Here is a 10,366-nt window from a genome sequence, read left to right on the forward strand (position 1 = left end):
GCCCGGGCCCGAGGAACTCCTACGAAGTGACCGTGTTCCGCACCGAGAAGATCACCTTTACCCTGACCGCCGCATCCCTCCAGGATGCTGAGGAGCGCTACCTCCTGGACGGTGAGGAGACCGGCAGCAAGACCGTCGAGCTGCGCGTCGAGTCCGTCAAGCGCGAGGAAGAGCAGGAACCGGCTCGCCCCGTCTGACCGACGCCACCCCGGTTCCGCGCTCGCGGTGCCGGAGCCGTTTCGCGCGCCCCGACACTGGCCGAGCCGGCAGAGGTTGCGGCCCTTGGCCCCAGCCCCGCCATGGTCGGCGGGCCCTGGGGGCGGCATCTCAACGCCCATCACCCCCGCCGCCCGTCCCCTGCTGCCCTGTACCGGCAGCAGGGGACGGGCACCGACCCGGACGACAAGGACCCGCCGTGTACGAGAAGCCCGACCTGAACGCTGCCCTCGCCGACCTGCGCGCGACCATCGCGGAGTGGAAGGCCAGCCTCGCCCGACACCTCTCCGACGAACGGAGGGGTAAGGGGATCGCCTGGGACATCCAGCTCATGGAGGACCGCGACGACATGGCTGTGAAGATCGTGGAGTACTTCGACGCGATCGACGCAGAGATGACCAAGCGAGGCATCATCGACAGCGGCGCCCCGTCGGCATGGACCCTCGACCGCCTCACGGACGAGCAGCTCGCCGCCGCGAAGGCTGACTGGCCGGAACTGGCCCTGTTCAGGGACGCCACCGTGCGTCGGGTCGCCGATGTCCTCGGCATCCACATGGTCCGAGACATGGCCCGGCAAGCCGTACGCAACGCCCCCACCGTCCTCAAATCCCGCACGAAGTAAGGCCAAAGGCCCGCCGATCCGCTGCGCCCCGGCCTTCGTCACGCGCGCCCGGGACCCGGGCCGCCGCCCGTCACCACTTGCGCGGCTTTCCGGCGGCCGTTCCACAGTGCGCGCATCCGAAGTTCCGCGCACTGTCCACCCCGTCAGCCACACAGCAGGAGGCCACCCAATGACCGCGACCCGATGGTGCGTGAGCACCTACAGCGGCAGGATCATGACCACCCTGTGGCCCGACCGCTCGTACGCCCCGGTCAACGTCTACGAGAATGGCTGGCTCGTTCGTGTCAGCGCCCGTGTACGCACGGGACACTGTCGGACCTGCCTCGGTGCTGGCTGCGGGAAGCCCGAGGTCAAACCGTCCTACGACGGCCCGTACTCGCGCGTCCCACACGAAGTGATCACACGCGGCCGAATGCACATGCCTGGTTGGCAGGCGGACCCCGCCGAACCGGTCGCGAACACCCCCGCACCGCAGCCCGCCCGCGTCTGAGGGTCCGCTCAAGACGGTGCGGGCCTTCTGCGAGATCCGGGAGCCGAACCCCTCCTGAACGGCTGCCTCCTGCTCGTCCGTAACGGCCGTGTCCTCCTCAACCAGCCCGCCACCTGACCACCCCGCCGCCCCGCCCCCGGGCCCGTACCGCCACCAGCGTGGCGGGGCGGGCCCCTTTTGGGTGTGCATTGCCTGCCAGCCGCGGGCCACCGCACCCTCACCCCGTCAACCAGCCGCGCCCTGACGGGAGTTCCACCGTGACCACCGTCGTGACCCCCGTCGGCCGGTGCCTTGCCGACCTTGGCCTTCCCCGCTCCACGCTCGGGGCCACACCGGCCCGGCAGCCGCCCGGCCACCGAATACGCCGAGATCCTCACGCACCTGGCCACCCTCGGCCTCGACAAGCCCCAGGAGGCTTGATCATGAGCGAGTTGCAGCAGATCCACCCGAGCCCCGGCCTCGACCCCGGCTGGCACTGGGACCTCCAGTGCCGCGCCCGGTTCCAGCACAAGGGGTTCACGGTCAATGTCCTCGTGCGCCCCGCAACGGCCGAGGACGGCGCGTACTACCTGGGCACCGAGCCCAGCACGAACGACGTGGTGATCGTCGGTACGGTCACGCTGGACTCCCGCGAGCTGTCGAGCGCCGAGCACGGCGCCGACATCACCGAGCCGCACCACATGCGCGAGGCCCTCGACCACGTCCTCGACGCGGCCGTGAGCGACGCGCGCAGGCAGGTCGCCAGGCTGGTCGAGCTGCTCGCTGACATCGACGTCAAGCAGGCGCCGACGCTCGGCGAGACGAGGCGGTGAGCCGATGAGCGCGCATGCCCGCTGCTTCGCGGTGAGTCAGACGCCCGGGGGGCGCCATGTGACCTGCCAGAGGTCCAAGGACCACAACGCCGACAAGCCCAAGCGGGAGAGGCTGCACCGCACCCTCGACGACGGGGGATGGGTATGGCCGGGCGATGCAACCGCGACCCGCGAGGAGGTAGGAGGTAAGCCAGTGAGCGCCCACCCGTGTACGCCCCGCCGCCAACAGCGCCCCGAGAGGGGCTGAGCGGTCCAGAGGGGCGTGTGCCACCGCCGCACCCCGCAGTCCCACAAGACGGCCGTGTTCCGGCCTCCGACGGCCGCCGGGGCCGTGGGGCAATAGGTTGTGGGGCTAACCCGGCCCCGTACGACAGTCACATCAGCCGGGAACGCCCGCCACGAACCCCCTCTCGTGCGCTGTGCGACCGGCCCCGGCCTGGCCGCGCGATGGATGCGGACCCCCCATTCCCGCCCCGCGCGGCCCGGCCACCCCTCAACCGGCCCACACACAGCAGGGACGTCCATGCCCCACACCGCGAACACCAGCACCAGCGTCGGCGTCAGCACCGTTGACCGTCACTGGGTCCTCATCCGCTGCTGCGGACTGTTCACCCACTACCGACCCGCCCCCGACAGCACCACCTTGGTGTGCACCCGATCCGGCGGCTACGAAGGCTGCGGCCGCACCATCCACCCGGCCGAGTTCCCCCAGGCCGCGCACGGTGACGAGGTGACCATCCATGACGGCGTCCTGAAGTACGGCATCGACCCGGCCGCGACCTTCACCTACAGCCACAAGGGCGAGTTCGGCTGGCCCCGTAGCTTCACCGCCCGCGAACTCGACCGCTATCTCGCCGAGATCTGCGTCTGGCAGAGCTTCGTGATCGACGACGCCCTCCTCGAAGCGGCCCGTACCCGCGAGTGCCACCACGAGTCCGGCTACGGCCTGAAGACCCGCATCGTCCGTGACTGACTGAGCCCCGCGACAGCCGACGCCCGCGTCCTGGTCTGCAGTAGCGGCCCAGGCGCCCGCGTTCACCGGCCACGCCCCCGCGTCTTGCCCCGTCGACGCCAGGCCGCCCCCAGCCGGCGCGCGCGGTCCCGGGGCCCGCCGCCGCTTCCCCGACTGTCGCTCGTCGCCCGGCGCCCGGGTCTGTCGGGCGGGCTCCACCTGGGGCTTGTGGGGCTAACCCGGCCCCGTACGACAGTCACATCAGCCGGAAACGCCCGCCACGAACCCCCTCTCGTGCGCTGTGAGCGACCGGCCCCACCTCTACCGGCCCACACACAGCAGGAGACCGACCCTGACCACGCCCCGCCCGCGCCCCGCGACCGTCACCGCCCGCATCGAGGACACCCCCGACACCACGCCCGTCGACTTCTTCGTGCCCGGCGCCCGCTACTACGACGGAGACCCCTACAAGGCTCCCGAGCAGGCGCACACCTTCCAGTGCGACACAATGCCACCCACCCCCGGCCCGGCGCTGGCCCGCGCGCCTTCGGCTTCCTGCGCAGCAACGCCCCCGGCGCCGACTAGTACTCCGCCGCTCTGAGCGAGAACGACCTCGCCAGGTGGACCCGCATCCCCGCCGCCCTCACCGCACCGACCGGCGACACGCCGACGGAACCCGCCACGCACTGACCGGCGCAAGACACTCCCGCCTCGGCTCACCAACCCCCGGTGCCGCCATCTGTGTACGGCGGCGTCGGGGGTTGCGGGCGTTGCTGTGCGACCGGGCATGGTGGTGTTCACCCGGCCCCGAGGCGAAGGCTGCTCAGCCCCTCGCAGTGTCCGGCCCACCCCAACACCGGCCGACTTGTCGGCCCATGCACCGTGGAGGCCCGCATGCGCGTCACCCGTAGTGGCTTCGTTCTGGAAGGCCCCGACATCCTCGAAGGGCTGCGGCAGACGGCCGACCAGTGCTCGAACCCCGCACATCGCCGGTTCGTCGACACCGCGATCACGGCGTTCGAGGAGGACGGCCCTGACGCGGAGCCCCTCCTGAACGACTGCCCTCCCCGGGTCGCCCGGCTCATCTTCGACGAGGTCGCCGAGGCATACGTAACCGTCCGGCAGGCCGCCCGCGCCGAAGCCAACGGCACGTCCATCACCCGCGAGCTGGACCGCCCCTACACCAGGCACCGCCGTGAGAGGGCCTGCAAGGCCGCCCGGGACCGCCGTCTGCGCAACGCCACGGGCCTCGACCGACTCCGGTGCCGCCTCACGATGGGCTGACAGCCCGCCCCCCTTCCTCCGCACCGGGACACAGCAAGACAGAGCGCCCGCGCCGACGGCCCGCCCCGCATCGGGGCGGGCCGCAGCCGTTTCGCACTCCCGGCCCGCACCCCCCGGCCCGCAGCCTCCGGGGCCGCGCAGAGCCCGGGCCACCCCGACCCGGCCCGCCACACCGCCCGCGGGCCTGATGCGGCTCCCAGCCCGCCCGGCCCCCACGGTGAGCCAGTCGATAACACCCCGTGCCCCTCGACCGCACCGGAAGGCGTCACGTGCCGTCACCGGCGCCGAGGTCTACCCGCCGATCACCCCCGAACGCCCACCGTCCGCACGGGAGTCGGGGGCCGCAGCTCGGCCGCGGGTCGGGCGGTGCCACTCAGGGTTGCGTCTGTTGCCGGCCGCCGCGTCACGGTACTGACCACCGGCCCGGGGGAGCGGTGACCGCTCAACCCGCCCCCCGGAGCCGGACCCCGGACCCATCCCCATTGATCCCTCTGGCCGAGAAGGAAACCCCCTGTGCCCGCGACTTTGACCTACCACCATGCCCGCGCCGACCTCACGTTCACCTGGGACGGCGGCACCCAGATCACGATCCGCCCCGGGAACACGGTCCCGTCCTGGGGCGTCTACCCCGACCGGATCGACATCCGCGAGCCCGACATGTGGCGCAGCGACCTCCTGCCCACCGACCAGCGCCCGCCTCACCGCACCGGCCTGGACGTCGTCCTGCTGCCCTTCACTCCCCAAGCACTGCGCGACGCGTGTGGCGCCTGGTGGGAGGGCCGGGAGATCAACACCGGCCGCGACTTCGCCCAGCACCCATGGGCCTGGGACGTGTTCGGCGGCAAGGTGCGCGTCCGCTACCAGGGCGGCGCGGCCATCGAAGCGACCCCCGCTGACAGCGAGGACTGGCGCCCGGTCATCGACCTGTGGGCAAACGACCGCACCCCCGCCGACGTCACCACCACCTGGCTGACCCGCCGCGTCGACGGCTGGACCACCGGCGTTCTGGAACAAGAGGGCATCTGCACGCCCCAGCAGGGGGCACCGGACCCGGTCCGCCACGGCGACCGTGCGCATGACGAGATCGTCGCCTGGACGACTCGCAGCCTGCCGACCCAGGCCAAGGCCGACAGCATCACGGGCGCCTGGCACACCTGGATCAGCACCACCGCGCGTGACGTATGGAACGCTCCAGGCGGCCCCGGGCCGTGGCGCAACGCCGGTATCGCAGAACGGCCGATCACTGACCGGGCAGCGTGGACGTACCAGGACGCCACCGCCGACGGCACCCGCTTCAACTTCGTGTGGCGCGGCGGGAAAGCCGTGCACGTCACCAGCCCCGACAACCCCCGGCTCGCCACACTGGACGACTCCACGTTCCTGCTCCACCCGCGTGAGCAGGCCACCGGCACCCTCCTGGCCTGGCTCCAGAAGCAGGCCCAGCAATGGATTGCCGCCTGCAACACCGCGAACACGCACGTACCCACCCCCTACACCACGCTCCGCCATGCCCCCTGGCGCATCGTCCTGACGGGTCCCGGCCTCCACCGGGAAGCCCCCTACCTCACCGAGGACGAGGTATACGCAGCGGCCCGCAAGGCCCAGCACCAGGCCGCCAACGACCAAGGCGTCACCTTCCGCTCCCTGACCAGCTACACCGACCACGCCAACGGCGTGCGCGGCATCCGCGTCCAGCGACGGAACCCCGACGAAAACCGCTGGGAGACCCACAGCCGCCCCTGGCACAAGAACACCCCGGCCGAGGACGCGCTCACCCCGTACTCCAGTGGCCACCCCGCCAGTTGACCACCTGCCTGCGGCGCCCGCCCCTGCACGCGGTCCTTGAATGCGTGCCGTCTGTGCGGGAGTCGGGGGCCGCAGCCCGGCCGCGGCTCGCCGCTTCGCTGTCCGGGGTTGTGTGTCTTGCCGGCCGCCGCGGCACGGTACAGACCACCGGCCTCGGGGGAGCGGTGAGCATTCCCGCCCCGGAGCAGCCGGCCGAGGAGACGCCCACCGCTCCCGCTGCGCCTTCCGCCATCGGGAAAGCCGAGGAGCTCGCCGACGTCACCGACGTGATCTGACCGGCCTGGTCCCTCACCGCCCGGGGCGCGGCATCTGTGTCCCGGCCCCACCCTCACTCGCCGCACACGCCCACAGGAGACCACCATGACCGTCGTCGCCGTCGCCGAGCGCCCCCTCTACCCGGAGTGCCGCCGCTCCTGGATGCAGGACTTTGTGGCCCCGACCTGTGACGCGTGGATCGCCGCGCGCGACATCTACCGCGCCGAGCGGGCCCAGTTGAAGGCGGACAACGCACTGCGCGACATGAACAGCCGTGCTGCGGTCCGCTACTGGGCGCCCCGGCCGCAGGAGCGCACCGCCCGACACGCGGAGCTCACGAGCGAGCGTGACCGTGCCTGGGCCGAGATCGGCACGCTGCTCGCCCGACGCGCGGCGTGCACGTGCACCGGGCCCGACATGCCGCGCTGAGCGCCACCCCTCCGCAGGCCGGGGCACGCGCCGCGCCGCGCCGTGCCCCGGCACCCTCCCCGCGCATCTCCTGCACCCCCTTGGAAGGCACGCCATGACCACCCTTGCCGAACTTGTGCTCGCCGCTCTCCGTATCCAGGGCCTGGCCGGTTTCGTCGACGACGACGGGGTCATAGCCCACCCCCGGACCGTCACCGCCGACGAGGCACGGAAAGGCGTACACGTGCTCATCGGCGCGTACGCCCCCATGAACGAGCGAGCCCCGGAACGCGCGCCCATCGCCGCTGTGGCCTACCGCCACGACGGCGGTGCCGACTTCGAGGCGCTGGAAGACATCTTTAGCGGCACCGGCGAGGCGCCGCTGACCACGGACGTGACAGAGGCCGCCGAGGCAACAGCACGATGGTTCGCCGGCTTCGTCACCGTCCCCGTGGAGCGTGCCCGCGAGCTGAACCGCGCCGCGCGCCTCGACGAGGACGCCAACACCCCAGCTATCCGCGTAGCAGGAGCCACCGTGCAAACGTACGTCGACCCGGAGCGCGGGCAGATCGTCGTGTCCGTCCACCTGGACACCGGCGACATCCCGAGCGACCTGATCAGCGCCGAGGAGACCGTGCCCCTGCACATCACGGTCAACGGTCACCAGGTCTTCAACGCTCGCTGACCACGCATACGGCCGGGAGCGGTGACCGCACGCGCCGCGCCATGCCCGCACAGCTACGCCCCTCAGGCGGACTGACTCCGCCCGCGCACCACCGGCCTCCTGCCCAACCAGGTTGCGGCTGTTGCCTCACTGCTGGTCAGGGTCGGCGTACAGCCCAAGCCCGAGGCGAGCGGTGAGTACCTCGCCGCCCGCCCCACCTTCGCCGGGCCCCCGCCCGTCCCCTTCGAGAAGCGGAGCATCATCATGGCCACCACCCCGACCACCACCGACACCGGCGACCTGTGGCAGAACCTCGCAGACGCCCTGAACGCCCTCATCGACGCCCGGCAGTTCCCCCACTTCCACGACCTGTACGGGACGCGCAACAACTGGCAGCCCCAGCCCTACGCCTCCACCGCTGCTCGCACTGACGCCCCGTGGGTGGTCTTCGACCTGTCCACCCGGCAGTTCACCGTCTCCAGCCGCGAGCGAGCCCTCAACGGCGAACACGGCCGCCTCAGCCGCCGGTCCAGGAGACGGCGCCGCTGACCCCGGCTACCCACCCCCTGCGGGCCCCGCCCGGAGCTCCGCACCGTTTCCGCATCCTGCCGCCGCAGCCGCAGCCGCAGCCGCAGCCGCAGCCGCCGCAGCAGCCGGAGTCCACGTCGTCGAAGACCGTCGTCCCTGCCGTGGTACCAGCGGTCGGTGCTTGCGAGGTCACCCCCGGCCAGGCCACCGCCCGTTCCTGAACGGCTGAGCTGCCCTGCAGGGCCCGCCCCCGGCGCAGGCGTCCCAGGGGTCGGGCCACACCCCCGCCGCCCGTGTCACCGGGGTGCCAGGGGTGGCCGTGCCGTTGCGGTGCTTGCCCTGCACCAGGTCAGTGTGCGTTCACCGGTCACGGACCGGCCGCCCCACCCTCACCCCTCACCCGCCTACTGCCCACGGGAGTTATCTGTCATGGTCCACTCTTTTGTTGTCGCACTGTTCGCTGTTGTGGCCTACACCGCATTCGTGTGGGTACTGGGCCTGTGGAGCCGAAAGACCCGGCTGAGGGCTGCCACCGGCGTGGTGATCGCGGCGACCGTCGCGGCGATCTGGCAGGAAGAAGCCTGGTACGTCGTCGCCCTCCTCAGCAGCCTGACGGGCCTGCTCCTCGCGGCGCTGCTCGCTGAACCTGCCCACCCCTACGACGATCCCGACGACTCGACCCAATGGGTGTGGCGCCTCGGATACTTCGAGGTCCTCTACAACCCCAGCCTCAAGAGCCTGGCCTTGTCCCGGGGCCCGCGCGGCGGGAAGCACTCCTGCCGTCACTGCCACGGCAGCGGCTTTCTCCCGTGGTGGGAACGCACCAGTCAGGAACCCGCCGACGACACGAGTACACGCTGCCCGACGTGCCCCACCCGCCGCGTCTTCTTCAAGTACCTTCCCCTGTGGCCCGTCCGCACCCTCGACCGGCTGCGCTGCCGCTCCACGCGCCGCCGCACGGCAGACAACCACGACGAGTTTTACGACACCCCCGGTCCCACCGGCGGCTACAGCAACGAACCGCCGTTCTGACCAACTCCGCATGAAACACGGCCCCCGGCCATCCGGCTCCTGGACGCTGCAACCACGCAGCGCCCGGGAGCCGACCCGTGTTCCCCCGCCGCCCCCGCCACGCCGCACCGACCGGCGCAGGCCCCGTCACCTTTCGGGTACTCAACCGGATCCCGCATCACCCGCCACCGTGGCAGGAGTGCTGCGGCTTGCCTGCCTTGCCTGCGTCTCCCGCACGGTGTTCCCCGCCCACCACCCCGATCTAGGGAGCCTGCCGTGCTCTACCTTCCGCAACAGCATGTCGCCGCCGTCGAGCGGGCGGATGCGGCCCTCGCAGCCCGCTTTCCCCAGCACATCCCCGGCACGCAGGACGGATGGCTCATCCTGGCCCGCTCCGGCAGGCCGATCGCCGTATGGGACCTCAAGGAGAAGATCGCCGCCGATACCCCCGAGCAGGAAGCCAAGCGCCTCGAACTCGCCCGGGAACTGGCTGCCGCCGGCCTGGCCGTCACGCTCCCTGCCGACGCGTACATGGTGTTCTTCGCAGAGATCCCCGCCGACCGCACCGGCCCTCGCTACACCGTCGTCCACGACGACAGCGATCTCGGCAGCCTGTTCGGGCCTCCGCACCTCGTGATGGACACCTGGACGAATGTGCACGTCGCAACCGCCCACACTCCCGAGAAGGCAGCCCAGCAGTGCGCTGACTTCATCCGGGCCCAGGACGCGCTCGACGCGCGCGTGGCCTCCGGCAGCCTCCCCGCAGGCAGCCACACGACACCCGGCACCACCGCCTGACCCGCGGGCGCCGCCTCGGCCCTCCCCCTCGGCCTCGGGCGGTGTTGGGGGCGGTCTCGCTGACCACCGGCCCCACTCCACCGCCGCACGCGCCGGGCCCCCTACTGCCGGGCGCTGCCCCGCGCCCTGGACGGCGGTCGGTTCTTGATGAACATCCACGGCCCCAGGGCCACGCCAACGGTTGCCTCGCCCGTCGCCCGTCGCCTGTCGCCTGTCGCCTGTCGCCTGTCGCCTGTCGCCTGTCGCCTGTCGCCTGTCGTCGGTCGGCCGCCTGCCCGCGCCCCGTGGTGCTTGTGCTGCTTGCTGTCTGCCGTCCCATAGTGCGCCGTATCCGGGCCGGGCCGGTCGGCCCCGGCATGCGGACTCCACCCGCCCCTGTATCGAAGGAGCTTTCATTTCATGATCTGGATCAATCTGCTGGCGGCCCTCCCGATCGGCGCCATGGTCATGGCGAGCGTGCTGAAGGTGTTCGGCCGGGCGTCCACCGCGCAGATGCTCACGACCGGGATCGCCGCTCTCC

The 10,366-nt window shown here is 71.7% G+C and carries 12 protein-coding genes and 1 pseudogene; all 13 read left to right on the forward strand.

Annotated elements, in window-relative coordinates; all coding sequences use genetic code 11:
• Nucleotides 1–197: pseudogene (locus ACWFR4_RS46130) on the forward strand (hypothetical protein); the annotation flags it as partial.
• A gap of 218 nt (nucleotides 198–415) precedes the next feature.
• Nucleotides 416–838, forward strand: a complete 423-nt coding sequence (locus ACWFR4_RS46135; RefSeq protein WP_453657654.1) for a hypothetical protein — start codon at nucleotides 416–418, stop codon at nucleotides 836–838.
• 169 nt (nucleotides 839–1,007) lie between these two features.
• On the forward strand, nucleotides 1,008–1,328 hold the full coding sequence (locus ACWFR4_RS46140) for a hypothetical protein (RefSeq protein ID WP_453657656.1): 321 nt from the start codon (nucleotides 1,008–1,010) through the stop codon (nucleotides 1,326–1,328).
• Nucleotides 1,329–1,750: 422 nt separating this feature from the next.
• Entirely contained in the window at nucleotides 1,751–2,140 is a 390-nt protein-coding gene (locus ACWFR4_RS46145) for a hypothetical protein (protein WP_453657658.1), read from the forward strand.
• Between the two features lie 523 nt (nucleotides 2,141–2,663).
• Nucleotides 2,664–3,113, forward strand: coding sequence for a hypothetical protein (locus ACWFR4_RS46150; RefSeq protein WP_453657660.1), 450 nt, complete (start codon nucleotides 2,664–2,666; stop codon nucleotides 3,111–3,113).
• 280 nt (nucleotides 3,114–3,393) lie between these two features.
• Nucleotides 3,394–3,693 carry a hypothetical protein gene (locus tag ACWFR4_RS46155; RefSeq protein WP_453657662.1) on the forward strand — a complete coding sequence of 100 codons (300 nt, stop codon included), beginning with the start codon at nucleotides 3,394–3,396 and terminating at the stop codon, nucleotides 3,691–3,693.
• Nucleotides 3,694–3,986: 293 nt separating this feature from the next.
• The gene (locus ACWFR4_RS46160) at nucleotides 3,987–4,376 is read left to right on the forward strand and encodes a hypothetical protein (RefSeq protein WP_453657664.1); all 390 of its coding nucleotides are present in this window, start codon (nucleotides 3,987–3,989) and stop codon (nucleotides 4,374–4,376) included.
• Nucleotides 4,377–4,889: 513 nt separating this feature from the next.
• Nucleotides 4,890–6,182 (forward strand): hypothetical protein, encoded by a 1,293-nt coding sequence (locus ACWFR4_RS46165; RefSeq protein ID WP_453657666.1) that lies wholly within the window; start codon nucleotides 4,890–4,892, stop codon nucleotides 6,180–6,182.
• Nucleotides 6,183–6,542: 360 nt separating this feature from the next.
• Complete coding sequence (locus tag ACWFR4_RS46170) at nucleotides 6,543–6,866, forward strand: hypothetical protein (RefSeq protein WP_453657668.1); 324 nt, start codon at nucleotides 6,543–6,545, stop codon at nucleotides 6,864–6,866.
• A 94-nt stretch (nucleotides 6,867–6,960) separates the two neighbouring features.
• Nucleotides 6,961–7,530, forward strand: coding sequence for a hypothetical protein (locus ACWFR4_RS46175; protein ID WP_453657670.1), 570 nt, complete (start codon nucleotides 6,961–6,963; stop codon nucleotides 7,528–7,530).
• 243 nt (nucleotides 7,531–7,773) lie between these two features.
• On the forward strand, nucleotides 7,774–8,058 hold the full coding sequence (locus ACWFR4_RS46180) for a hypothetical protein (protein ID WP_453657672.1): 285 nt from the start codon (nucleotides 7,774–7,776) through the stop codon (nucleotides 8,056–8,058).
• A gap of 444 nt (nucleotides 8,059–8,502) precedes the next feature.
• Complete coding sequence (locus tag ACWFR4_RS46185; RefSeq protein ID WP_453657674.1) at nucleotides 8,503–9,069, forward strand: hypothetical protein; 567 nt, start codon at nucleotides 8,503–8,505, stop codon at nucleotides 9,067–9,069.
• A gap of 255 nt (nucleotides 9,070–9,324) precedes the next feature.
• Entirely contained in the window at nucleotides 9,325–9,846 is a 522-nt protein-coding gene (locus tag ACWFR4_RS46190) for a hypothetical protein (protein WP_453657676.1), read from the forward strand.
• Nucleotides 9,847–10,366: the final 520 nt, after the last annotated feature.

Source organism: Streptomyces sp. NPDC055140 (genome assembly GCF_053607285.1).

Excerpts from the sequence above, each read along its gene's own strand:
- ACWFR4_RS46175 (WP_453657670.1), top strand. The coding sequence starts at position 6,961 with ATGACCACCCTTGCCGAACTTGTGCTCGCCGCTCTCCGTATCCAGGGC.
- ACWFR4_RS46150 (WP_453657660.1), top strand. The coding sequence starts at position 2,664 with ATGCCCCACACCGCGAACACCAGCACCAGCGTCGGCGTCAGCACCGTT.
- ACWFR4_RS46145 (WP_453657658.1), top strand. The coding sequence starts at position 1,751 with ATGAGCGAGTTGCAGCAGATCCACCCGAGCCCCGGCCTCGACCCCGGC.
- ACWFR4_RS46170 (WP_453657668.1), top strand. The coding sequence starts at position 6,543 with ATGACCGTCGTCGCCGTCGCCGAGCGCCCCCTCTACCCGGAGTGCCGC.
- ACWFR4_RS46180 (WP_453657672.1), top strand. The coding sequence starts at position 7,774 with ATGGCCACCACCCCGACCACCACCGACACCGGCGACCTGTGGCAGAAC.
- ACWFR4_RS46160 (WP_453657664.1), top strand. The coding sequence starts at position 3,987 with ATGCGCGTCACCCGTAGTGGCTTCGTTCTGGAAGGCCCCGACATCCTC.
- ACWFR4_RS46140 (WP_453657656.1), top strand. The coding sequence starts at position 1,008 with ATGACCGCGACCCGATGGTGCGTGAGCACCTACAGCGGCAGGATCATG.